We start from the raw sequence: 22,956 nt of genomic DNA, 5'->3' as shown, positions 1-22,956 counted from the left end.
GCGACAGCGGCACGAAAAAGAATGTGGAGAGTTGAATGACAATAAGCACACCTATGTTGGTGACGTTTCTGGTGTATATTTTCGGGATGGTTCTCATCGGCCTGTTTGCCTATCGCGCGACGAATAACTTTGGCGATTACATTCTGGGTGGACGCCGGATGGGAAGCGTGGTGACCGCACTGTCGGCTGGCGCTTCCGATATGAGCGGCTGGCTGCTCATGGGGTTACCGGGCGCTATTTTCATTGCCGGGATTTCTAAAAGCTGGATCGCGATCGGCCTGACGCTAGGCGCGTACCTGAACTGGAAATGGGTTGCCGGACGCCTGCGCGTACACACTGAGGTCAACCACAACGCGCTCACCCTGCCTGACTATTTCACCCACCGCTTTGAAGATAACAGCAAATTACTGCGTGTCATTTCCGCGTTAGTGATCCTGATTTTCTTCACGATCTATTGTGCATCCGGCGTGGTCGCTGGAGCGCGCCTGTTTGAAAGTACCTTCGGTATGAGTTACGGCACCGCGTTGTGGGCCGGAGCAGCAGCCACCATTGCCTATACCTTCATCGGCGGCTTTCTGGCCGTGAGCTGGACAGACACCGTTCAGGCCAGCCTGATGATTTTCGCCCTGATCCTGACCCCGGTGATCGTCATCCTGTCTCTCGGAGGAATTGATAGCTCACTGATGGTGATTGAAGCGAAAAACCCGGCCAATCTGGATATGTTCAGAGGGCTGAATTTTGTCGCTATCCTCTCGCTGATGGGCTGGGGGCTGGGCTATTTCGGTCAGCCGCACATTCTGGCGCGTTTTATGGCCGCCGATTCACACCACACGATCCACAGCGCACGCCGCATCAGTATGACCTGGATGATTCTTTGTCTGGCCGGTGCCGTGACGGTAGGCTTCTTCGGTATCGCCTACTTCCAAAATAACCCGGATCAGGCAGGTAACGTGGCGCAAAACAGCGAACGCGTCTTTATCGAGCTGTCGATGTTACTGTTCAATCCGTGGATTGCCGGCGTGCTGCTGTCTGCGATTCTGGCCGCCGTGATGAGTACGCTGAGCTGTCAGCTGCTGGTGTGTTCCAGCGCTATCACCGAAGACTTATACAAACCCTTCCTGCGCAAAAATGCCAGCCAAAAAGAGCTGGTGTGGGTAGGTCGCGCCATGGTGCTGTTAGTGGCCATTATCGCTATCGTGCTGGCGCTTAATCCTGAAAACCGCGTGCTGGGTCTGGTAAGCTATGCCTGGGCTGGGTTCGGGGCCGCATTCGGACCAGTGATTCTGATTTCCCTGCTGTGGCCGCGCATGACGCGCAACGGCGCCCTGTTCGGCATGATCGTGGGTGCAGCAACCGTGCTGATCTGGGAACACTACGCCTGGCTGGGCCTGTATGAAATCATCCCGGGTTTCATCTTCAACAGCCTGACCATTTTTATCGTCAGCCTGCTGGGTAAAGCGCCATCAAAAGCGATTACCGACCGCTTCAATCAGGCGGAAGCGAAGTATCGCTCGGTGCAATAGTCCAAAACGCATACGGGTATCATAAATGGCCATCTTATACGGTTAATGCCGATCGTTTAAGCATCGAGATACACGGGGCGACCACAGGGGTGAGGCCTCCTACGGGAACCTCCCCCTGTGTTTCCCCTAATAACGGTCTTAAGTGACCCGTATTCATCTTATACGGTGGCCTTTTTACTCCACATTCTGCGGCAATGAGCGATCCATTGCCTTTATCACGATGAGTCGCTACCCAAAATTCGTTCTGATTGCGTCAACAAACGTTTTCACTTTAACCGTTGATCGTCTGGCGGAAGGCACCATGACGTGTACAGGGCGTACAGGCCCGCAGTAATCAGGCAATACCTGAACCAAACGCCCTTTTTGGATTTCCTTGCGCAATACAGCTTCTGGCCCGAGTGTCACACCATACCCTTCTATCGCGGCATGCAGCAACGCATTCCAGTCATTGGCGTACAATCTCCCTTTCGGCCTGACGTCTTCTGTTTTCCCCTCCTTTTGGAACACCCATTGGCAAGGCGTCAGGACGGATTTCACTCCATAAATCAGGCAAGTATGGTTTACGAGGCTTGATGGTGTATCAGGCAGGCCCGCACGTGCGACGTAGTCTGGCGATGCACAGGCAATAAGTGAGTAAGGCTGAAGCGGCCAGGCGACCATCGAACTATCGGCCAACTCTCCGATACGGATAATCACTTCAAACCCTTCCTCAATGGGGTCAACCAGACGATCGTTTAACGTTAATGCAATCTGCGTATCTGGATAGCATTCAAGATAATGAGTGATAAATGGCGCAAGCAGATGCGATCCCCAGGTAACAGGCGCGTTAATGTGAATAATCCCCGAAGGCGTCGTCTGCATTTCCCGCGCAATATCATCAGCGGCCTGCAATTCAGCAAGAACCACTTTGCAGCGTTCATAATAGCGCTGGCCGATATCGGTCAGGCTCTGACGACGGGTAGTACGGTTTAGCAACCGGGAGCCCAGGCGAGTCTCAAGCCACGCCACATACTTTGCGACCATCTGTGGCGAGAGGGTCAGTGCATCAGCCGCAGCGGCAAAAGATCCCAGCTCCACCGTTTTGACAAAAATGTTCATGCTGGTAAACCGATCCATGATTCCCTCATTTTTGTTGTGTATTCCTCTCTGATAACACACTTTATCTTCAATAAGTAGAGGATTAGCCTTTTCTTCTCAAAACCATAAAGGTGAAAAAGATGAAAATTGGCATCATTGGGGCAGGCTTTGTCGGACGGGCAATCGCTAAATTGGCGATCCAAACCGGACATCAAGTCATGCTTAGCAATTCACGCGCTCCTCAAACACTTTTCAGCCTACGGCCTATGATCGGTTGCGATATTGGAACGCCAACGCAAGCCGCCGCGTTTGGCGATATTGTCGTCATCGCGGTTCCACTCTACGCTATCGATCACCTTCCTACTCAGGCGTTAGAAGGCAAACTAGCCGTTGATGCCGTCAACTATTACCCGGAGCGAGACGGGAAAGTGGCGGTTCTTGATACACAGCAGACAACGACCAGTGAGCTTCTGACCGACACATTACCCGGTGTAAAAATCATCAAAGCCTTTAACGCGATCACCATGACACACCTGGAAAGCGACGGTTTACCCGCAGGTCACCCCGATCGACGCGCGCTACCGCTCGCGGGTAATGACATTCAAGGAAAAACGCTTGTGGCTGAGCTTTATGATGCGTTTGGATTTGATGTGGTAGACGCTGGTGCGCTGTCTGAGGGGTGGCGTTTTGAAAGAGGTATGCCGTCTTACTGTGTGCGGATGACAAAAGCGGTATTAACCACGGAACTGGCTCGTGCCTCTCGTCAGCCACGCTTCGGCACATCGTGAGTATGGCGGGTATAAAGGGAAGGTAAAAAAATATGCCGCACATATTTTGTATGTGCGGCATGAACGTTAGCTCATCTTCACAAGGGCATTAGCCCGCAACGGCGATACGCTTCATGTCTTTCATGTAACCGCGCAGCGTGTGGCCTACGGTTTCGATTGGGTGGTTACGGATAGCTTCGTTAACATCACGCAGTTGCGCATTGTCCACTTCGGTACCCGCTACCGCTTTGCCCAGATCGCCCGGCTGCAGGGATGCCATGAACGCATCTTTCAGCAACGGAACAGCGGCGTTAGCAAACAGGTAGTTACCGTATTCTGCGGTATCGGAGATAACCACGTTCATTTCATACAGACGCTTACGTGCGATGGTGTTGGCGATCAGCGGCAACTCATGCAGTGATTCGTAGTAAGCAGATTCTTCGATGATGCCGGAGCTCACCATGGTTTCAAACGCCAGTTCAACGCCCGCTTTCACCATCGCAACCATCAGCACGCCGTTATCAAAGTATTCCTGCTCAGCGATTTTACCGTCGAACTGCGGTGCGTTTTCGAATGCCGTTTTACCGGTCTCTTCACGCCAGGTCAGCAGTTTCACGTCATCGTTCGCCCAGTCAGCCATCATGCCGCTGGAGAATTCACCGGAGATGATGTCATCCATGTGTTTCTGGAACAGCGGTGCCATGATGCCTTTCAGCTGCTCAGACAGCGCATAAGCACGCAGTTTTGCCGGGTTGGACAGGCGATCCATCATCAGCGTAATCCCGCCCTGCTTCAGCGCTTCGGTGATGGTTTCCCAGCCGAACTGAATCAGTTTTTCTGCGTAAGCCGGATCGGTGCCTTCAGCAACCAGTTTGTCGAAGCTCAGCAGAGAACCCGCCTGCAACATACCGCACAGAATGGTCTGCTCACCCATCAGGTCAGATTTCACTTCCGCAACGAAAGAGGATTGCAGAACGCCCGCACGGTGACCACCGGTTGCCGCAGCCCAGGCCTTGGCGATTGCCATGCCTTCGCCTTTCGGATCGTTTTCCGGGTGAACCGCGATCAGTGTCGGTACGCCAAAACCACGTTTGTATTCTTCACGTACTTCCGTACCCGGACACTTCGGCGCCACCATCACAACGGTGATGTCTTTACGGATTTGCTCGCCCACTTCAACGATGTTGAAGCCGTGGGAGTAGCCCAGCGCAGCGCCCTGCTTCATCAAAGGCTGTACCGCCTGAACAACAGCGGAGTGCTGTTTGTCCGGCGTCAGGTTAACCACCAGATCAGCCTGCGGGATCAGATCTTCATAGGTGCCGACGGTGAAGCCGTTTTCGGTCGCTTTGCGCCATGATGCACGTTTTTCTGCAATCGCTTCAGCACGCAGGGCATAAGCGATATCCAGACCAGAATCGCGCATGTTCAGACCCTGGTTCAGACCCTGAGCACCACAGCCGACGATCACCACTTTTTTCCCTTTCAGGTAGCTCGCCTCATCGGCAAATTCATCACGCCCCATAAAGCGGCACTTGCCCAATTGATCCAGCTGCTGACGCAGGTTTAATGTGTTGAAATAGTTAGCCATGTCGTGCTCCGTATACGGTTTTGTTTGTCTATTATTCGAAAAAGGATTCCCGCCAGATGGGAATTCACTATGACCCCATCATATGACAGGAATTGCGTTGCTTAAATTGATATATTAGCAACGTCATATTGCACTATTTGCAAGATCAAAAGCGGTTGCAAGATATAAAACGGCTGAAAGATAAAAAACGGGGCCTGCGTCGCATGGATTTACGTGATCTCAAATTATTCCTGCATCTGGCGGAAAGTCGCCACTTTGGCCGTACCGCCAAAGCGATGCATATCAGCCCATCCACGCTGTCACGGCAAATACAGCGGATGGAAGAGGATTTAGGGCAGACGCTGTTTCTGCGCGATAACCGCACCGTGCAGCTCACCGATGCCGGAGAGCACCTGAAGCTGTTTGCTCAGCAAACGCTGCTGCAATACCAGCAGCTACGCCACACGATAGACCCGCACGGGCCGTCATTAAGCGGAGAACTGCGGATTTTCTGTTCTGTCACCGCCGCCTACAGCCACCTGCCGCCGATTCTGGATCGCTTCCGGGCGCTGCACCCGCTGGTGGAAATTAAACTGACGACCGGCGATGCCGCCGATGCCGTTGAGAAAATTCAGTCGAATGATGGGGACTTGGGGATTGCAGGACGCCCGGAGGCCCTGCCTGTCAGCGTGGATTTCATACCGCTCGATAAACTGCCTCTGGCGTTGATCATCCCAGCGCTCCCTTGCCCTGTGCAATCGTTGGTGCGTCAGGCGAACCCGGACTGGTCGCAGATTCCCTTCATCCTGCCGGAACACGGCCCGGTGCGTAAGCGCATCGATCAATGGTTCCGCCGCAATCACATCGCCAATCCGCAGATTTACGCCACCATCTCCGGGCATGAAGCGATGGTATCGATGGTCGCGCTAGGCTGTGGTATCGCGCTGATTCCCAACGTCGTGCTGGAGAACAGCCCGGAACCGGTACGCAACCGCGTTTCCGTCTTGGTCGAACAGGTGATGGAACCGCTTGAACTGGGCGTTTGCGTACAGAAAAAACGGCTTAGCGAACCGCTGATTGCCGCCTTTTGGGACATATTACAGGACACGCCATGAAGATAGCCTTCACTGCCATCATCGCCGCCGGGGTGACGCTGGTCTCCCTCAGCCACAGCGCCCAGGCCGCCAGTTTCCCCTGTGACAACGCCGCCTCGGTGCAGGAAAAGCTGATTTGCGCCAGCCCGCTGCTTGGACAACTGGATGAAGAACTCGCACAGGCCTGGAAGACCTCCCGCGCGTTCCTGACCGCATACACCAACAGCGCACCGTGGGAAAAAACGCTCAACCAGTTTCAGCGCAACTGGCTGACCACCCGTGACCAGTGCAAAGACGAAGACTGCCTGCGCCAGCGTTATCAGCAACAGCTCAATCGTCTACGCTACCTGAATGACATCGCACAGCACGCGTTGCCGTCCCCGATTACGCCCGTGAAAAGCGCGTCCTGCTTCCACGGTTCATTCAGCTATGAGTATGTGATGTCAGGACTTTCCGCCGAGGAATACCGAGAGCTGGGGGAATATTTTCGGGAAATGTATGACCAGAAAGCGCCCTATCATGCTGTTAGCCTGACCATGACCAATCAGCGTGGCAAGATTGAAGGCGGCGCATCCATTGCATTCCGTTACGGCAACAAGCTGGATGATGCTGACTTCACCGCCCGTCAAATGAGCGATACGCAAGCCATTGGCAAAGGTGAAAGCAGCTTCGGCCAGCAGGTGAAAATACTGCTCACCTGCATTGACGATGATCATCTGCAAATCGCCACCTTCGGCAGCAATCAGGAAGAAGGTTACCTGTTTAACACGCTGCTGGAACGCGATAAAACCCAGTCGGAGCAGCAGAAAACGCCGTAGCGCTGGCTATCTCTGGCGCTAGCGTTCGAACCACTTATCCGCCGAAAAGGCCCGCGTATCGGACTCTGTTTCCTGCGCGGCTTTTTTCATAGTTTCGACATTCATCAGGTAATGATAGAGCGGCTCAAGCTGGGTAAATCCGCGAGCTAACACCGTCACCAGATCGCCAGAAAACAGCGCTTCCATATCCTGTCGGGTAGATATCGCGGCAAACGATTTGCGGTTATACCAGTCAGCTAATTCTGGTTCCTGATCTTTAATCAGCGGGCGTTTGTAGCTGTCCCCTTCCAGTGCGAAGGTATTTCCCAGACAGCTCGCCACTTCAAGAAACTGTGACGGATTACCACGCAGCGTCTGACGGAATAGATCCATCGTATTGCGCGTTGCGCTGTAATACCCCAGCCCGTAGCGCCAGGTATCCGGTGTGATTTCAAAGAAATACACCGGTGCATCCGTCCAGTCTTTGCGTGTCCGCTTGAAAGTGAGCCACATATGGCTGCGGTAGCGTGATTTATCGTGAGAAAAGCGCGTGTCGCGGTGAATACGGGAGAGAGTCTTACCGATAGCGGGACGCGTTTCAAAATGGTCGTCAATCTGCAACATGGTCAGACTGAGCTCATCCACCAGCGTACGGAACGGCGCAACCAGTTGCTCATCGTAAACGACACGATGCTCATCAAACCACGCTTTATCGTTGTACTGACGAACCTGCTGAAGAAACGTTAAACCCGCTTGAGAAAAACCCGTGAACTGCGTTGCCATAAAGAAATGCCATCCCTGTTGCTGTCAGATGGCATAAAGATAACGCCGCCGACGGCGAAACACCATCGGCGGCGTGAAGGGAACACTCAACGTTTAACCGCTAACTTAACCCGCTAAAAAGAAGCGGAACGCCGGATTATTGGTTTCGTCGTGGCATTCATAGCCCAACGCCTGTAGGTGCTGCTCAAATTCCCGATCGCCTGCCTCCAGCTCGAACGCGGCCAGCACGCGGCCGAAATCCGTGCCATGGCTGCGGTAATGGAACAGCGAAATATTCCAGTACGTGCCCAGCGTATGCAGGAATTTCAGTAATGCCCCCGGCGACTCTGGGAACTCGAAGCTATAAAGCCGTTCCTGGAGCGGTTTGGAAGGGCGTCCGCCGACCATATAGCGAACGTGCAGCTTCGCCATTTCATCATCGGATAAGTCCACCACTTCATAACCGTCTGCAGAAAGCTCGGCGATAATCTCCTGCCGCTCCGCATAGCCACGCGTCAGGCGCACGCCGACAAAAATGCAGGCGTCTTTGGCATCCGCATAGCGATAGTTGAACTCGGTAACGGAACGGCCGCCCAGCAGTTGGCAAAACTTCAGGAAGCTGCCCTGTTTCTCGGGGATTGTCACCGCCAGCAAGGCTTCGCGCTGTTCGCCCAGTTCGCAACGCTCGGAAACATAACGTAATCCGTGGAAATTCACGTTCGCACCGGACAGAATATGCGCCAGACGCTCCCCCTGAATCTGATGCTGCTGGATGTATTTTTTCATCCCCGCCAGCGCGAGCGCGCCAGACGGTTCAGCAATCGCACGAACATCTTCGAACAGATCTTTCACTGCCGCACAGATAGCATCACTGTCGACGGTAATCACGTCATCCAGATATTCCCGACACAGGCGGAACGTTTCATCCCCGATGCGCTTCACCGCGACACCTTCGGCAAACAGCCCGACACGCGGCAGATCGACCGGCTGTCCGGCATCCAGCGCCGCACGCAGACAAGCAGAATCTTCCGCTTCCACGCCGATCACCTGAATCTGCGGCATCAGCTGTTTGATCAGCACGGCAACACCTGCCGCCAAACCACCACCGCCGACCGGCACAAACACGCGATCCAGATGCGCATCCTGCTGTAGCAATTCCATCGCCAGCGTGCCCTGTCCCGCAATCACCGCAGGGTGATCGAACGGCGGCAGAAAGGTCATATGTTGCTGCTGTGACAGTTCAATGGCTTTCGCCTTGGCCTCATCAAAGTTGGCACCGTGTAGCAGCACTTCGCCGCCAAAACCGCGCACGGCATCTACCTTGATATCAGCCGTCGCCACGGGCATCACAATCAGCGATTTAATCCCCAGCTTGGTGGAGGAGAGCGCCACGCCTTGCGCATGGTTACCGGCTGATGCCGTTACCACACCGTGTGATTTTTGCTCATCGCTCAGACCGGCCATCATCGCGTACGCGCCACGCAGCTTGAAGCTGTGCACCGCGTGTCTGTCTTCACGTTTTACCAGAATGACATTACCCAGCCGCGAAGAGATCTTTTCCATCTTCTCCAGCGGTGTGACCTGTGTGACTTCATACACTGGAGAGCGTAAGATCGCCCGCAGGTACTCCGCGCCTCCCGGCGCGGCAGGAAGAGGTTGTGACACAGCCATCAGCATTAGCCTCCCAGCTTGCTTTTATCCCGCACAGCGCCTTTATCCGCGCTGGTTGCCAGGCTGGCGTACGCGCGCAGCGCAAAAGAAACCTGACGTTCACGATTGTGCGGCGTCCAGGCCTGTTCGCCTCTCGCCTCTTCCGCGTCGCGGCGGCTCGCTAACTCTTTGTCATCCAGAACCAGCGCAATGCTGCGGTTCGGAATATCAATCGCGATGGTATCACCGTCCTGTACCAGAGCAATGGTGCCGCCGCTGGCCGCTTCAGGAGACGCATGGCCGATAGACAGACCCGAAGTACCACCGGAGAAACGGCCGTCGGTGATCAGCGCACAGCTTTTACCCAGCCCCATCGATTTCAGGTAGGTGGTCGGATACAGCATTTCCTGCATGCCCGGCCCGCCTTTCGGCCCTTCGTAACGAATCACAACCACATCGCCCGCCACGACTTTACCGCCCAGAATAGCGGCTACCGCATCATCCTGACTTTCATACACTTTCGCCGGACCGCGGAAGACCAGGCTACCCTCATCCACGCCTGCGGTTTTCACGATACAGCCATTCTCTGCCAGATTGCCGTACAGCACGGCCAGACCGCCGTCCTGACTGTAGGCAAATTCGCGGGAACGAATACAGCCTTCCTGACGATCGGTATCCAGTGAGTCCCAGCGGCAATCCTGCGAGAACGCCTGCGTGGTGCGGATCCCTGCTGGACCGGCGGAATACATGCTTTTCACACTGTCATCCTGCGTCAGCATGACGTCGTAGGCTTCCAGCGTTTCCGGCAGCGTTTTGCCCAGCACGTTGTTCACTTCACGGTTCAGCAGACCCGCTCTGTCCAGCTCGCCCAGAATACCGATCACGCCGCCCGCGCGGTGTACGTCTTCCATGTGGTATTTCTGCGTACTCGGCGCCACCTTACACAGGTGCGGAACCTGACGTGACAGTCTGTCGATATCGGTCATGGTGAAGTCCACTTCACCTTCCTGCGCCGCAGCTAACAGATGCAGAACGGTATTAGTGGAACCGCCCATCGCGATATCCAGAATCATGGCGTTTTCAAATGCAGCCTTATTGGCGATGTTGCGCGGCAGCACGCTCTCATCATCCTGCTCGTAGTAACGCTTCGCCAGACCGACAATGCGTTTGCCCGCATTCAGGAACAACTGCTTACGGTCGGCGTGCGTCGCCAACAGCGAACCGTTGCCTGGCTGAGACAGGCCCAGCGCTTCGGTCAGGCAGTTCATGGAGTTAGCGGTAAACATACCGGAACAGGAGCCACAGGTCGGACAGGCAGAACGCTCCACCTGCTCGCTCTGTTCATCAGACACTTTCGGGTCCGCGCCCTGAATCATCGCATCCACCAGATCCAGCTTGATGATCTGATCGGATAATTTGGTTTTCCCCGCTTCCATCGGGCCACCGGAAACAAAAATCACCGGGATATTCAGACGCAGTGACGCCATCAGCATTCCCGGGGTGATTTTGTCACAGTTGGAGATACACACCATCGCATCCGCGCAGTGGGCATTCACCATGTATTCTACCGAGTCGGCAATCAGTTCACGGGAAGGCAGAGAATAGAGCATACCGCCGTGGCCCATCGCGATGCCGTCGTCTACAGCGATAGTGTTGAATTCTTTCGCGACACCACCAGAAGCTTCGATTTGCTCGGCAACCAGTTTACCCAGATCGCGCAAGTGCACATGGCCGGGCACGAATTGAGTGAAGGAGTTGACCACGGCGATAATGGGTTTGCCAAAATCATTGTCGGTCATCCCTGTGGCGCGCCACAGGGCTCGGGCACCGGCCATATTACGGCCGTGCGTGGTGGTGGCTGAACGGTACTTAGGCATGCTCTATTACTCCAAAAATTACGAATTGGGCGATGACGGAACGTATCACCGCCTGATTATCTTGATTGATTACTGATTTACCGGATCCAACCAGCCCCATTTATCTTCGGTTTCACCCGTGAAGAGGCCAAAGAACGCCTGTTGCAGGGCTTTGGTGACCGGGCCGCGTTTGCCAATCCCGACCTGAATACCGTCTACGCTACGCACTGGGGTAATTTCCGCCGCCGTGCCGGACATGAACACTTCGTCCGCCAGATACAGTGATTCGCGGGACAGCACCTGCTCGCGCACTTCATATCCCGCGTCCTTCGCCAGCTTGATGATGGCATCACGCGTAATGCCCGGCAGCGCCGAAGAAGTAAACGGCGGCGTGAAGATAACGCCATCCTTCACTTCAAACAGGTTCTCGCCTGCGCCTTCAGAAACATAGCCGTGGACATCCAGCGCGATCCCTTCCTGATAGCCGTGGCGACGTGCTTCACTGCCCACCAGCAGGGAGGACAGATAGTTACCGCCCGCTTTAGCCGCAGTCGGAATCGTATTCGCTGCGGCGCGATTCCAGGACGACACCATGGCATCAATACCCGCTTCCAGCGCTTCTTCACCCAGATACGCGCCCCACGGGAACGCCGCGATGATCACGTCGGTTTTATAACCGTCTGGTGGGTTCACGCCCATCCCCACATCGCCAATAAACACCAGCGGACGGATATACGCGCTGGTCAGGTTATTTTTACGCAGCGTTTCACGGCAAGCTTCCATCAGTTCATCCACGCTTTGCTCGACCGGCATACGGTAAATTTTTGCCGAATCACGCAGGCGCTGCATGTGCTCACGGTGACGAAAAACTACCGGACCCTTATGTGAATTGTAGCAACGAACGCCTTCAAACACGGAAGTGCCATAATGCAAGGCGTGCGACATCACGTGTACTTTTGCTTCAGCCCATGGAACCATCTCGCCATTGAACCAAATGTAATCCGCTTTTTTTGTCATTCTTTTTTTCCTTACTCTTTATGCGTTAGGCGCTGATCTGCTGTGATGTCGTCATCGGTTGAATGTCAACGCAGGCAATATCTAACAGCTTACTCAATTGCGTTGACAATAAATCTACCGAACGATGGCTGGCAACGGTCAGTTCAATATTAATGTGATCGGTATTGGTGGTTTGCACCATATTCATCGCGCAAACTTTGAAACCGCGATGGCGGGTAACACGCAATACACGCTCCAGAACCTCGGGACGAAAGCGTGCCTGAATCGAAAGTTGATGATGTGTCATTCTGTTGTCTCCAGCACTTATTCTGTGTAAGTCGGCCATTATTGGGTGTTGTCGAGCCTATTCGGTTTTATCGAGCATCGTTTCGTTACCCGCACCCGGCGGAACCAGTGGCCAGACGTTTTCGTATTCATCGATCGAGACGTGCAGCAAATAGGGTCCTTCGCTGTTAAACAGGGCATCCAGCGCGACATCAATTTGATCTTTACGGGTGATGCGCTGGCCGGGGATATCAAACGCGCTTGCCAGCGTCAGGAAATCAGGGTTATCGGAGAGGTCGGTTTCACTATAGCGTTCATCAAAGAATAACTGCTGCCACTGACGTACCATACCCAACCGTTGGTTATCCAGCAGCACGATTTTCAACGGCAGCCGTTTTCGTTTTATCGTGCCCAACTCCTGAACGTTCATCATGAAAGAACCGTCGCCGGAGATGCAGATAACCATGTCGTCCGGGCGCGCAACCTGCGCACCTACCGCCGCTGGCACGCCGAAGCCCATTGTGCCGAGACCGCTGGAAGTGATGAAATTCTCAGGACGGCTGAACGTCATATGCTGGGCAGCCCACATCTGGTGCTGGCCCACATCGGTCGTCACCACCGTGTCCGCATCCATTCGTTCAGAGATCGTTTTCAGCAGTGCAGGCGCATAAATGGCCTGACCAGGATGGTCATAACGCCACGGGTATTCCGCTTTCATCATGGTCGCCTGCTGGCGCCACGCGCTGACGTTCAGCGGCTGTTGCAGCGCCGGTAATATCGACTTCAGATCGCCTTGCAACGCCACATTGGCATGGCGCAATTTGCTCAGCTCCGCTGGGTCAATATCCATGTGAATAACGCTGGCATGAGGCGCGAAGGCATTCAGCTTGCCGGTCACGCGGTCATCAAAACGCGCTCCGACCGCGATTAACAGATCGCACTCCTGCACAATCAGGTTCGCCGCCTTCGTGCCGTGCATACCAATCATACCGAGGTAATAGGGATGATTGGCATCCACGACACCCAAGCCTTTCAGCGTCGAAACCGAAGGGATATCCGTCATGCTCAGGAATTCACGCAATGCCGGAACCGCATTCGCCATACCGACCCCGCCGCCAACATACAGCACCGGTTTTTGTGCTTTCGCCAACAGGGCATATGCCTGCGTGATATCTTGCTCGGGGAAATCAACATCGTTAGCAACAGGCGCAAAGTTCGGCGTGAAATCTCCCATGGCCAATTGAATATCTTTAGGAATATCGACCAGAACAGGACCGGGACGGCCGCTGTTGGCAATCGCAAACGCTTCTGCCATTACTTCTGGCAGTGATTCGAGAGACTCAACCAGAAAACTGTGTTTCGTACAGGCCAGCGACAGCCCCAACACGTCGATTTCCTGAAAAGCATCGGTACCAATCAGCGCCGACCCGACCTGTCCGGTGATCGCCACTACAGGCACAGAATCCAGCAGCGCATCGGCCAAACCGGTGATCAGGTTCGTTGCACCTGGGCCAGACGTCGCAATGCAAACGCCCACATTACCCGTGGAGCGGGCATAGCCAATCGCCGCCATCACCGCGCCTTGCTCGTGGCGACACAGCAGGTGTTTAACGCCGCCGTCATAAAGTGCATCATAGACGGGCATTATCGCGCCACCTGGATACCCAAAAACGGTGTCCACTCCCTGTGCTCGCAACGCTTGTACCACCCACTGTGCTCCATTCATAGTTATTTCCCCGACATCTTATGGGAATAACAGAATTTTATGCTGATGTTCATTTTCTGTTCCTTTCCGTTATAGATTACGCCCAACAAAAAACCCCCGACCTTTCGGTGCGGGGGTTTTCTTGAATTAGGCCTTGATTTCTAAGCCATTCTTCGTCCAAGTGCAGCCCCGCACGGTGGGATAATAATCACCACCACGCTAATCACGACTAGGCTAATCACTAGGGATAGGGCTTTCATAATAGGTTGTTCATTAATCTTCTGTCGAACGAATGCCTACAGAGTTATCACAGTCAGACATGGCGTGACAACAATTTTTTTTCATCGTTCCTGGTAAGAATTACCTATGATGCGGGAAAAAATACAACGGAATCATAAGGTAGACACGCACCAAATTATTTTCGCTCTTTGGTGTAAAAATGAGCATTGCGCGAGAAACATGGCAAAGGAATACGAACGTTATCGATCATCGGATAACGTAAAGCGGCCGGTTCACCCGGCATAAGTGCGATACGTTACGCACAAATTTTCTTCATTGCTGAAACAGAGCATTATTTTATGACGCCGTCGCGCAGGCTGGTGACGGCGGACTCTACTTCTTCTCCCCTAGCAGACATGATGCAAACCATCAGCAAAGGGGAAATAGCATGTCATTGGCAGTTACCTATACTCGGGCAATGATTGGCGTACAAGCGCCGGACGTTTACATCGAAGTTCATATCAGCAGCGGGCTACCGGCTCTGACGCTGGTTGGTTTGCCAGAAACTACCGTCAAAGAAGCGCGCGATCGCGTGCGCAGCGCACTCATCAATTGTGGGTTTACCTTTCCAGCCAAGCGCATCACGGTCAATCTCGCCCCTGCAGATCTGCCGAAAGAAGGGGGGCGCTACGACCTGCCGATTGCTCTGGCGATTCTGGCGGCATCAGAACAAATCGATGGGGAAAAGCTAAGCCGCTACGAGTTTCTTGGCGAACTCGGCCTGTCTGGCACGCTACGTGGCGTCAATGGCGCGATTCCCGCCGCCCTAGAGGCCATCAAGTCAGGCCGCCAGCTTATCCTGCCGGATGACAATAAACGGGAGATGACGCTGATACCGCAGGGTGAAGCGCTCATGGCCGGGCATTTGTTGGAAGTGTGTGCTTTTCTTAGCGGAGAAGAGGAATTGCTCAGTTGCTCCGACATCATACCGGCTCCGCAATCAGAAGAAGATGCACTCGACCTGAAGGATATCATCGGTCAGGAGCAGGCTAAACGTGCGTTGGAAATCGCAGCGGCTGGCGGCCACAATCTGCTATTGCTGGGGCCGCCGGGAACAGGGAAAACCATGCTGGCAAGCCGATTAGGCAATTTGATGCCGCCATTGAGCGACGAAGAGGCGTTGGAAAGCGCCGCCATCAATAGCCTCATTAACATCGATGCCACCATGACGCGCTGGCGAGCCAGACCATTCAGAGCACCTCACCATAGTTCTTCCATGGCTGCACTCGTGGGCGGAGGGTCGTTGCCTAAACCGGGGGAAATTTCACTCGCCCACAACGGCGTGCTGTTTCTGGATGAATTACCGGAGTTTGAGCGACGCGTTCTGGATTCCCTACGAGAGCCTCTGGAGTCCGGTGAAATTATCATTTCCCGCACGCGCGCCAAAGTGTGCTACCCGGCACGCGTACAACTCGTCGCCGCAATGAACCCCAGCCCGTCAGGCCACTATCAGGGCATTCATAACCGATTACCCGCACAACAAATACTGCGCTACCTCAGCAAACTTTCCGGTCCCTTTTTGGATCGCTTTGACCTTTCTATCGAAGTTCCTTTGCTACCACCAGGGGTTTTATCTCAGCAACATTATCAGGGGGAAAGCAGCGCGACGATTCGCGAGCGCGTGCTGATCGCACGGCAGATACAGCTAAGGCGGGCAAATAAAATCAACGCGCTGCTCACCTCACGCGAAATAGAAAAACACTGTGCGTTAGAGGCACCTGATGCGGCTTATCTGGAAGAGGTGATGAACAAACTTGGCTTATCCGTACGCGCCTGGCACCGGATATTGAAAGTCGCACGCACAATCGCTGACCTCAGCGATCGGGACAACATCGAGAGAAAACATCTTGCCGAAGCGCTGAGCTATCGCAGTATGGATCGACTGCTCATTCGGCTCCACAAAAGCCTTGAATAGCGAACGCGTTGGATACGCTCGCTACAAAAGAAAATGGGGCTAACGCCCCATTCTTAATTAATCATCGCTTTCCGTGTATTCTTCCACCGCATCCATCTGCGGCTTACCGCCAGATAGGGTATGGAAGCGTTTAGGGCGACGGACACGTTCCAGATACTTGGACCAGATTTTTTCCAGTTCCGTTTCCGCTTTACGTTCGCCGCGACACATGGCAACAAACGATGTTTCTTCCTCAGTCACTGGTTCACGTTTGCCCAAATCCAGCTCGTTAAACGCGTAACCGTGGCGCTCCAACAGTTGTGCTTCTTTAATCGTAAAGTCGCCATGTCGGGAAAAACCACGCGGGTAGAACTTGTTATCAAAAAAACGATGAGTGGTAGAGAAGCTTTCTGCCATCTTACACGCTCCTAATTCTTCTATGGTCGTGTTGTTTATGGCGCGGAGTATTAGATAGGCTTGACATTGTGTAAAACAAAACATTTAAATCATTACGACAAAATTTTTTTGGAGATGGGCGTGGATACCGAATTACTAAAAACCTTTCTGGAAGTCAGCAGGACAAGACACTTTGGCCGTGCTGCCGAATCCCTGTATCTGACGCAGTCAGCGGTGAGTTTTCGGATTCGTCAGCTAGAGACACAGCTTGGTGCCAACCTGTTCACACGCCATCGGAACAATATACGCCTGACCCCCGCAGGAGAACGGCTTCTGCCCTATGCGGAAAGCCTTATCGGTACCTGGCAGATCGCCAAAAAAGAGGTCGCACGCTCGCAACAGCACAGCCTGCTTTCAGTGGGGGCTACCGCTTCGCTGTGGGAAGCCTATCTGACGCCCTGGCTACAATCGCTGTACCAACAGCGCCCGTTGCTGCAGCTAGAAGCACGCATTGCCTTACGTCATTCGCTGGTAAAACAGCTCCATGAGCGTCAATTGGATCTGTTCATTACCACCGAACAACCCAAAATGGAGGAGTTGGCGAGCCAACTGCTGGGCAATTTCTCCCTTTCGCTGTTCGCGGCAGAAGCGCATCCACCCGGACAGGAATTGCCCTATATAAAATTGGAGTGGGGCGCCGACTTCCATCAGCAGGAACATCGCCTCTTAGCCAGCGATCAGCTTCCTGTTTTGACAACAACATCGGCCCATTTGACCCGCCAACTGCTTGAAACAACTGGCGGTTGCGCGTTCTTACCTAGCCATTGGCTACAAACCTATTCCAATCTGCGGATAGTCGGCGACAGTCAGCCCGTCGTGCGCCCATTTTATGCCGTTTGGTTACAAAACAGCGATCAGCAGACGATGATTCGTCAGTTGCTGAAAACACCTATTTTAATGAATGCATGATCCATCCAGTTCATAGGCTCTTAAGCACGTCTGGCTAACCAGAAGGTGCTTAACGCTTTCTGTAACCCAATGAAAGCAAACAGCAGGAAACCGATGACGATTTTTGTCCACCATGAGCTCAAGGTGCCATCAAATGTGATATACGTTTGAATCAGGCCCTGAATCAGTACGCCAAATAGCGTTCCCAATACGGTTCCAACACCGCCAGTCAGGAGCGTACCGCCAATGACAACGGCCGCGATGGCGTCCAATTCCACGCCGCTTGCCGCCAAAGCATAGCCCGCCGAGGTATAGAGCGAAAAAACAATGCCTGACAGCACTGCTAACGTACTGGAAAGCATGTATATCTGAATCGTCGTGCGCTTGACGGGCACCCCCATCAGCTCCGCAGAATAGCTGCTGCCGCCAATTGCATAAACACGGTTGCCAAAACGGGTACGATGCGCCATCACAATCCCCAGCAACACGACAATCAGCATAATCAGCGCCAGAAAGGTAAAGCGTCCTCCATCAGGCATGCGCCATGCTAAACCCGCCAGTTGGCTATAGACCGGATGATCGATGGGTATCGACTCCTGTGAGACGATGAAGCTCATTCCTCGAACAAAGAACATCCCCGCCAGCGTGATAATAAATGCGGGCAATTTGAGCGTATCGATAATCCATCCCATCAACCCGCCAAACATGGCTCCCATCACCAGCGCGATTGCGAATGCAAAGAAAGGATCGATGCCATATGTACCGATCAATTTGGCCAATAACACACCGGTAAACGCAATGACTGACCCCACGGAGAGATCGATCCCGCCAGATAGAATGACAAACGTCATCCCAACCGCCACGATCCCCAGAAACGCATTATCCGTCAGTAAATCAAAGAAAACGCGCGTCGAAGCAAAGCCGGGAAACTGGCTCAGGCAGAACAAATAACCCGCAATAAATACCAAAATCGTCATCAACAGGGGGAAGTGGCGTTTCAACATTATGTTTTCCTCCTGAACAGGTGATGCAGCGAAATACGCGGAGATTGCATAACCAAAACCAGCAGAACGACGAGTGCCTTCAGAACCAGATTGAATTCCGGTCGATAGCCCGAAAGCAGGATGCCGGTATTCATACTCTGAATAATCAATGCGCCAACAACAGAGAGCAGCAAATTAAAACGACCGCCGAGTAGCGAACCACCACCAATCACGACGGCCAGAATCGCGTCTAATTCCAACCAGAGCCCCGCGTTATTCGCATCCGCACCACGGATATCCGCCGTTACAATAACGCCCGCTACGGCGGCACACACGCCGCATATGACATAAGCCGCGATTAATACCAGCTTCGTACTCACGCCAGCGTTGCGAGCCGATCGCAAATTAATACCGACTGATTCGATAAATAGCCCAAGCGCCGTTTTACGCGTCAGAACCCACAGCGCCAACAACACCGCGCAGGCAATAATCACCGGCATAGGCAGATAGAACAGGCTCCCGTTACCCAACTTAGCTAACCCGGCGTTATCAAAGGTAATAATCTGACCTTCGGTAATCAGTTGAGCAATGCCCCGCCCGGCAACCATTAGCATTAACGTCGCAACAATCGGCTGAATCTGTAGCACCGCAACCAGAAAACCGTTCCACAGCCCACACAGTGCGCCAACCAATAACGCAGTCAGCAGCACAGAAGGGAGTGGATGACCAGCCGCAGTCAGCGTTGCGGCCGTCGCTCCTGCAATCGCCATGACGGCGCCAACCGATAAGTCGATACCGCCGGTAGCAATCACCAACGTCATGCCTAATGCCAGCAACGCAACGGGTGCCCCGCGGTTAAGGATGTCGATAAGGCTACCGAACAAGCGCCCATCCTGAATGTGGAGGGAGAAGAAATTTGGCGCGACCATGCTGTCAATCAACAGAATAGCGACCAGCGCCAGAAGCTGCGGCACGCCCTTGGTGAACGTTAGGCGCACTTTTTTGGCAGGTTTGATGTTATTGTCTGTCATCAGCCGCCCCCGTTTGTACCGCGATTGCCTGCATCACTGCGGCAACCGAGATCTCGTGATGTTCGAGATGTGCAACGTGCTGTCTGTCACGTAGCACAATGATACGATCGGCATAGCCAGTCAGTTCTTCCAGTTCAGAAGAGATCACGAGTAACGCCATTCCCTGTTCACACAGTTTTTCGATTAGGCGAATGATTTCAGCGTGTGCACCGACATCGATTCCTCGCGTTGGCTCATCCAGAATCAAGAAGCGCGGCTCTGTTGCCAACCAGCGCGATAGCAGGACTTTTTGTTGGTTCCCACCCGATAGATATTGAATTTCCTGCTCTGGACTGGGCGTACGAATCCCTAGCAGGCTGATAAACTTTTCAGCGATACGAGTTTGCTCACGTAAGGAAATGGGTTTCAGCCAACCCCGCTGCGCCTGAAGCGCCAGAATGATGTTCTCTCGTACCGTTGCCGCACCGACAATACCGTCAGTCTTGCGATCCTCAGGGCAATAGCCAAAACCCAGCTTTCCTGCTGCACGCGGCGTGCGAATGCTGACTGGTTTGCCATCAACCCTGGCTTCTCCGGCATCAGGCACGTTAATACCAAATATCAGCTGCGCGGTTTCTGTGCGGCCGGAACCCAGTAGACCAGCAAGGCCAACAATTTCTCCTGGACGAACGGAAAGCTCGAAGTCATTAATCGAACCACGTCGACCATAGTGTTTAAAGTGCACAATGGGGTCACCTGCAACGTCACTGTGTTCACCCCGCTTCAGTAACGTTTCATCAAAACTGTGCCCCAGCATCATTTGGACTAATTCAATACGCGGTAATTCCTCGACCGGCAATGTCCCCACTAATCGCCCATTACGCAAAACGGTAATTCGGTCGCTAATGCGATAAACCTGATCCAGAAAATGCGTGACGAATATCATGCCAATTCCGCGATCGCGCAATTTCCGCAATATATCCAGCAGCATCTCAACTTCTTTTGCATCAAGGCTTGCAGTGGGTTCATCAAGAATTAAAACTTTAGCAGAGAGATCGATGGCTCTGGCAATCGCGACAATTTGCTGCACTGCTATTGAGTAATTGCCAAGCGGATGGCTAACATCAATCGCCAACCCATAATTCAATAAGATCGCTTCGGCCTGGCGCAGGATTTTATGTTGATCAACGATGCCCCAACGTGTGGGCTCCCGACCAATGAATAAATTTGCGGCAACGGACAGATTCGGTAATAAATTGACCTCTTGATATACGGTTCCGATACCCAGTGACTGAGCGTGCGCAGTATTAACAGGATTAATCGCCATGCCATCAAGGATGATTTCACCCGTTGAGCGATGGTAAACGCCGGTCAACGCCTTAATTAAAGTTGATTTTCCTGCACCATTCTCCCCTAATAGCGCCACTATTTCGCCACGATTAAGCGTGAAGTCCACCTGATCTAATGCTTTTACCCCCGGAAACTCAACGCTCATGCCCCGAATATCTAACAACCGTGTCGTTTCCATCAGCATCACCTATGCGACAACTAAACAAGGCTACGTCATACCTGAGCAATATTATGGATAAGTAGGCTGGCAATATTCACTGTTCCGTAGTTTAACGGTGCAGAAAACATAGCAAACCCACTTTTCCATATTCATATTTCTGCCAGGTATTTGGCAAAGTTTATATCAACGATGAATCTATAATATAAATATCAATAACCGAGATCTTTCTTGGTTTCATATTCCTGTTTTGCTGTATCAGGCAGTAATAAACGTGATTCGGTTTGAATGAATTTTTCAGGCTGTTTGCCATCCTTCTTCATCGCTAATAAGGCATCAAAAGCAGGCCCTGCCATATTAGGTGTTAATTCAACGGTAGCATTAGCTTCGCCATTCATCATGGCTTTGAAAATATCAGGGACACCATCAATGGAGACAACTTTTATCTGTGAACCAGGTTTCAAACCTGCTTCTTTAATTGCCTGAATAGCGCCTATAGCCATGTCATCATTATGTGCATAAACCGCACAGATATTTTTTCCATTCTGCTCGGCTTTAATGAAGCTTTCCATGACCTCTTTACCCTTGCTACGAGTAAAGTCTCCTGACTGTGAGCGAATAATTTTTATCTGCGGATCTGAAGCTATGCCTTCAGCAAATCCTTTCTTGCGATTTATCGCGACGCTAGCCCCAACCGTTCCCTGTAGTTCAACAACATTACAAGGTTTGCCAGCAGCCTCTTTCACGAGCCACTCCCCTGCCACCTTTCCTTCATAGACGCTATCAGAAGCAATGGCAGCGGTGTACAACGATGGATCGCTAACCTCAATCGTTCTATCAAGCAGGAATACTGGAATTTTTGCTTCCTTAGCTTCTTGTAAGACTGGTGCCCATCCTGTCGCGACGACCGGCGCAATAAATATGGCATCGACACCCTGAGCGATGAATGACCGCACAGCCTTAATCTGGTTCTCCTGCTTCTGCTGAGCATCAGCTATTTTTAACGTTATCCCACGCTTCTCGGCTTCCTGCTTTGACACTTTGGTTTCTGCAGAGCGCCATCCTGATTCTGAACCAATTTGGGAAAACCCAACAGTTAAGGGTTTTGCCTGTACGGCACCACATAACGCCGTGCTTACAGCAACCGCTACCAGTAAATGTCTGTACATACTTAAACTCCTTCTGTGTAGTCTTACAGCTACTTAGTCAGATTTCAGGTACAGCATAGCGCTACGAATTTCTGCTATAGCGCTACCGATGTGATGTTGGCAGATATCACTAACAAGTGAATGCAACCTGAAGGATCGCTATGGAAAACGATTTATCCTTCACTCAGGTTGTAGATAGTTTTAGTTCAAATATCGAACAAGGTAGATGAGCAAGTTCACAACCTGGTATTACGGTGATTTTGTGCATATTTACAGCTAAATCGACACGAGCTATCAACAACACCCCAGAGATGCTTTATTCATTAAATAACAACACGTTAGATTAAATAAATATCTAGAGGGGAGAAATTACGGAGAAGTTGGAAAGAGGGATACGAGACAGGATCGAGCATAAAGTACAGATCAAAAAAAACCCTTCACGATAACGTGAAGGGTTTTATTTGGCAGGGGCGGAGAGACTCGAACTCGCGACACCCGGTTTTGGAGACCGGTGCTCTACCAACTGAGCTACGCCCCTAAATTACGCTTAACATTATGCCTGCTAAAATTAGCAGGCATAATTTTTAATAAGTGGCGGAACGGACGGGGCTCGAACCCGCGACCCCCTGCGTGACAGGCAGGTATTCTAACCAACTGAACTACCGCTCCACCGAGTTTCTTTACAACCACCAGATTGCTCCGGTTTACTGCT

The 22,956-nt window shown here is 52.6% G+C and carries 20 protein-coding genes and 2 tRNA genes; 6 read left to right on the top strand and 16 right to left on the bottom strand.

What is annotated here, in order from left to right; genetic code table 11:
* The first annotated feature begins 35 nt into the window (after window positions 1-35).
* Window positions 36-1,523 (top strand): sodium/proline symporter PutP, encoded by a 1,488-nt coding sequence (gene putP, locus R9X49_RS18520; RefSeq protein WP_319849807.1) that lies wholly within the window; start codon window positions 36-38, stop codon window positions 1,521-1,523.
* A gap of 228 nt (window positions 1,524-1,751) precedes the next feature.
* Here putP and R9X49_RS18515 read toward each other — a convergent pair whose 3' ends face one another.
* Window positions 1,752-2,639 carry a LysR family transcriptional regulator gene (locus tag R9X49_RS18515; RefSeq protein ID WP_319849806.1) on the bottom strand — a complete coding sequence of 296 codons (888 nt, stop codon included), beginning with the start codon at window positions 2,637-2,639 and terminating at the stop codon, window positions 1,752-1,754.
* 101 nt (window positions 2,640-2,740) lie between these two features.
* Between R9X49_RS18515 and R9X49_RS18510 the strand changes: the two genes are divergently transcribed.
* Window positions 2,741-3,388: an NADPH-dependent F420 reductase gene (locus R9X49_RS18510; RefSeq protein WP_319849805.1), complete on the top strand. Its 648-nt coding sequence runs from the start codon at window positions 2,741-2,743 to the stop codon at window positions 3,386-3,388.
* An 88-nt stretch (window positions 3,389-3,476) separates the two neighbouring features.
* Here R9X49_RS18510 and ilvC read toward each other — a convergent pair whose 3' ends face one another.
* On the bottom strand, window positions 3,477-4,955 hold the full coding sequence (gene ilvC / locus R9X49_RS18505) for a ketol-acid reductoisomerase (RefSeq protein WP_010283900.1): 1,479 nt from the start codon (window positions 4,953-4,955) through the stop codon (window positions 3,477-3,479).
* Between the two features lie 203 nt (window positions 4,956-5,158).
* On the opposite strand from ilvC, the gene ilvY reads away from it, so the two are divergent.
* Both ilvY and R9X49_RS18495 read left to right on the top strand, forming a co-directional pair.
* Entirely contained in the window at window positions 5,159-6,049 is an 891-nt protein-coding gene (gene ilvY / locus R9X49_RS18500) for an HTH-type transcriptional activator IlvY (RefSeq protein ID WP_319849804.1), read from the top strand.
* Window positions 6,046-6,846 carry a lysozyme inhibitor LprI family protein gene (locus R9X49_RS18495; protein ID WP_319849803.1) on the top strand — a complete coding sequence of 267 codons (801 nt, stop codon included), beginning with the start codon at window positions 6,046-6,048 and terminating at the stop codon, window positions 6,844-6,846. The genes ilvY and R9X49_RS18495 overlap by 4 nt, the downstream gene beginning before the upstream one ends.
* An 18-nt stretch (window positions 6,847-6,864) precedes the next feature.
* On the opposite strand, the gene R9X49_RS18490 is transcribed toward R9X49_RS18495, so the two are convergent.
* The 7 genes from R9X49_RS18490 to ilvL form a co-directional block, all read right to left on the bottom strand.
* The gene (locus R9X49_RS18490) at window positions 6,865-7,608 is read right to left on the bottom strand and encodes a DUF2461 domain-containing protein (protein ID WP_319849802.1); all 744 of its coding nucleotides are present in this window, start codon (window positions 7,606-7,608) and stop codon (window positions 6,865-6,867) included.
* A gap of 105 nt (window positions 7,609-7,713) precedes the next feature.
* The gene (gene ilvA / locus R9X49_RS18485) at window positions 7,714-9,258 is read right to left on the bottom strand and encodes a threonine ammonia-lyase, biosynthetic (protein WP_319849801.1); all 1,545 of its coding nucleotides are present in this window, start codon (window positions 9,256-9,258) and stop codon (window positions 7,714-7,716) included.
* A 5-nt stretch (window positions 9,259-9,263) separates the two neighbouring features.
* Window positions 9,264-11,114, bottom strand: coding sequence for a dihydroxy-acid dehydratase (ilvD, locus tag R9X49_RS18480; protein ID WP_319849800.1), 1,851 nt, complete (start codon window positions 11,112-11,114; stop codon window positions 9,264-9,266).
* A gap of 69 nt (window positions 11,115-11,183) precedes the next feature.
* A complete protein-coding gene (locus R9X49_RS18475; protein ID WP_225086140.1) occupies window positions 11,184-12,110 on the bottom strand; it encodes a branched-chain amino acid transaminase in 927 nt (308 codons plus the stop codon).
* A gap of 25 nt (window positions 12,111-12,135) precedes the next feature.
* Entirely contained in the window at window positions 12,136-12,396 is a 261-nt protein-coding gene (gene ilvM, locus R9X49_RS18470; protein ID WP_005969103.1) for an acetolactate synthase 2 small subunit, read from the bottom strand.
* Window positions 12,397-12,453: 57 nt separating this feature from the next.
* Window positions 12,454-14,100 carry an acetolactate synthase 2 catalytic subunit gene (gene ilvG / locus R9X49_RS18465; protein WP_319849799.1) on the bottom strand — a complete coding sequence of 549 codons (1,647 nt, stop codon included), beginning with the start codon at window positions 14,098-14,100 and terminating at the stop codon, window positions 12,454-12,456.
* Between the two features lie 140 nt (window positions 14,101-14,240).
* Window positions 14,241-14,339: an ilv operon leader peptide gene (gene ilvL / locus R9X49_RS18460; protein ID WP_071531109.1), complete on the bottom strand. Its 99-nt coding sequence runs from the start codon at window positions 14,337-14,339 to the stop codon at window positions 14,241-14,243.
* A 407-nt stretch (window positions 14,340-14,746) separates the two neighbouring features.
* Between ilvL and R9X49_RS18455 the strand changes: the two genes are divergently transcribed.
* Window positions 14,747-16,273, top strand: coding sequence for a YifB family Mg chelatase-like AAA ATPase (locus tag R9X49_RS18455; RefSeq protein WP_319849798.1), 1,527 nt, complete (start codon window positions 14,747-14,749; stop codon window positions 16,271-16,273).
* 57 nt (window positions 16,274-16,330) lie between these two features.
* Here R9X49_RS18455 and R9X49_RS18450 read toward each other — a convergent pair whose 3' ends face one another.
* Window positions 16,331-16,669, bottom strand: coding sequence for a DUF413 domain-containing protein (locus R9X49_RS18450; protein WP_014701822.1), 339 nt, complete (start codon window positions 16,667-16,669; stop codon window positions 16,331-16,333).
* A 120-nt stretch (window positions 16,670-16,789) separates the two neighbouring features.
* Between R9X49_RS18450 and hdfR the strand changes: the two genes are divergently transcribed.
* Window positions 16,790-17,617, top strand: a complete 828-nt coding sequence (gene hdfR, locus R9X49_RS18445; RefSeq protein ID WP_319849797.1) for an HTH-type transcriptional regulator HdfR — start codon at window positions 16,790-16,792, stop codon at window positions 17,615-17,617.
* A gap of 20 nt (window positions 17,618-17,637) precedes the next feature.
* Here hdfR and yjfF read toward each other — a convergent pair whose 3' ends face one another.
* The 6 genes from yjfF to R9X49_RS18415 all read right to left on the bottom strand — a co-directional run bounded on the left by yjfF (window position 17,638) and on the right by R9X49_RS18415 (window position 22,913).
* On the bottom strand, window positions 17,638-18,600 hold the full coding sequence (yjfF, locus tag R9X49_RS18440) for a galactofuranose ABC transporter, permease protein YjfF (protein WP_319849796.1): 963 nt from the start codon (window positions 18,598-18,600) through the stop codon (window positions 17,638-17,640).
* On the bottom strand, window positions 18,600-19,610 hold the full coding sequence (gene ytfT, locus R9X49_RS18435; protein WP_319849795.1) for a galactofuranose ABC transporter, ATP-binding protein YtfT: 1,011 nt from the start codon (window positions 19,608-19,610) through the stop codon (window positions 18,600-18,602). Before ytfT ends, yjfF begins: the two co-directional genes overlap by 1 nt.
* Entirely contained in the window at window positions 19,597-21,117 is a 1,521-nt protein-coding gene (gene ytfR, locus R9X49_RS18430) for a galactofuranose ABC transporter, ATP-binding protein YtfR (protein ID WP_319849794.1), read from the bottom strand. The genes ytfT and ytfR overlap by 14 nt, the downstream gene beginning before the upstream one ends.
* A 191-nt stretch (window positions 21,118-21,308) precedes the next feature.
* Complete coding sequence (ytfQ, locus tag R9X49_RS18425; protein WP_319849793.1) at window positions 21,309-22,265, bottom strand: galactofuranose ABC transporter, galactofuranose-binding protein YtfQ; 957 nt, start codon at window positions 22,263-22,265, stop codon at window positions 21,309-21,311.
* Between the two features lie 441 nt (window positions 22,266-22,706).
* Window positions 22,707-22,782: transfer RNA gene (locus R9X49_RS18420), tRNA-Trp, on the bottom strand.
* A 54-nt stretch (window positions 22,783-22,836) separates the two neighbouring features.
* Window positions 22,837-22,913, bottom strand: a tRNA-Asp gene (locus R9X49_RS18415).
* Between the last annotated feature and the right edge of the window lie 43 nt (window positions 22,914-22,956).

Source organism: Pectobacterium carotovorum (assembly GCF_033898505.1).
Classification (GTDB): domain Bacteria; phylum Pseudomonadota; class Gammaproteobacteria; order Enterobacterales; family Enterobacteriaceae; genus Pectobacterium; species Pectobacterium carotovorum_J.
The sequence above is the reverse complement of the archived record's forward strand: the minus strand, read 5'-3'. Positions and strand labels throughout refer to the sequence as shown.

Bases quoted from the DNA above. Each gene is read 5' to 3' on its own strand.
- R9X49_RS18475 (WP_225086140.1), bottom strand. From the start codon at position 12,110: ATGACAAAAAAAGCGGATTACATTTGGTTCAATGGCGAGATGGTTCCA.
- yjfF (WP_319849796.1), bottom strand. From the start codon at position 18,600: ATGTTGAAACGCCACTTCCCCCTGTTGATGACGATTTTGGTATTTATT.
- R9X49_RS18510 (WP_319849805.1), top strand. From the start codon at position 2,741: ATGAAAATTGGCATCATTGGGGCAGGCTTTGTCGGACGGGCAATCGCT.
- ilvM (WP_005969103.1), bottom strand. From the start codon at position 12,396: ATGACACATCATCAACTTTCGATTCAGGCACGCTTTCGTCCCGAGGTT.
- R9X49_RS18455 (WP_319849798.1), top strand. From the start codon at position 14,747: ATGTCATTGGCAGTTACCTATACTCGGGCAATGATTGGCGTACAAGCG.
- ilvL (WP_071531109.1), bottom strand. From the start codon at position 14,339: ATGAAAGCCCTATCCCTAGTGATTAGCCTAGTCGTGATTAGCGTGGTG.
- ilvY (WP_319849804.1), top strand. From the start codon at position 5,159: ATGGATTTACGTGATCTCAAATTATTCCTGCATCTGGCGGAAAGTCGC.
- ytfT (WP_319849795.1), bottom strand. From the start codon at position 19,610: ATGACAGACAATAACATCAAACCTGCCAAAAAAGTGCGCCTAACGTTC.
- R9X49_RS18495 (WP_319849803.1), top strand. From the start codon at position 6,046: ATGAAGATAGCCTTCACTGCCATCATCGCCGCCGGGGTGACGCTGGTC.
- ytfQ (WP_319849793.1), bottom strand. From the start codon at position 22,265: ATGTACAGACATTTACTGGTAGCGGTTGCTGTAAGCACGGCGTTATGT.
- ilvG (WP_319849799.1), bottom strand. From the start codon at position 14,100: ATGAATGGAGCACAGTGGGTGGTACAAGCGTTGCGAGCACAGGGAGTG.
- R9X49_RS18450 (WP_014701822.1), bottom strand. From the start codon at position 16,669: ATGGCAGAAAGCTTCTCTACCACTCATCGTTTTTTTGATAACAAGTTC.
- ilvA (WP_319849801.1), bottom strand. From the start codon at position 9,258: ATGGCTGTGTCACAACCTCTTCCTGCCGCGCCGGGAGGCGCGGAGTAC.
- ilvC (WP_010283900.1), bottom strand. From the start codon at position 4,955: ATGGCTAACTATTTCAACACATTAAACCTGCGTCAGCAGCTGGATCAA.
- ytfR (WP_319849794.1), bottom strand. From the start codon at position 21,117: ATGGAAACGACACGGTTGTTAGATATTCGGGGCATGAGCGTTGAGTTT.
- putP (WP_319849807.1), top strand. From the start codon at position 36: ATGACAATAAGCACACCTATGTTGGTGACGTTTCTGGTGTATATTTTC.
- R9X49_RS18490 (WP_319849802.1), bottom strand. From the start codon at position 7,608: ATGGCAACGCAGTTCACGGGTTTTTCTCAAGCGGGTTTAACGTTTCTT.
- ilvD (WP_319849800.1), bottom strand. From the start codon at position 11,114: ATGCCTAAGTACCGTTCAGCCACCACCACGCACGGCCGTAATATGGCC.
- R9X49_RS18515 (WP_319849806.1), bottom strand. From the start codon at position 2,639: ATGGATCGGTTTACCAGCATGAACATTTTTGTCAAAACGGTGGAGCTG.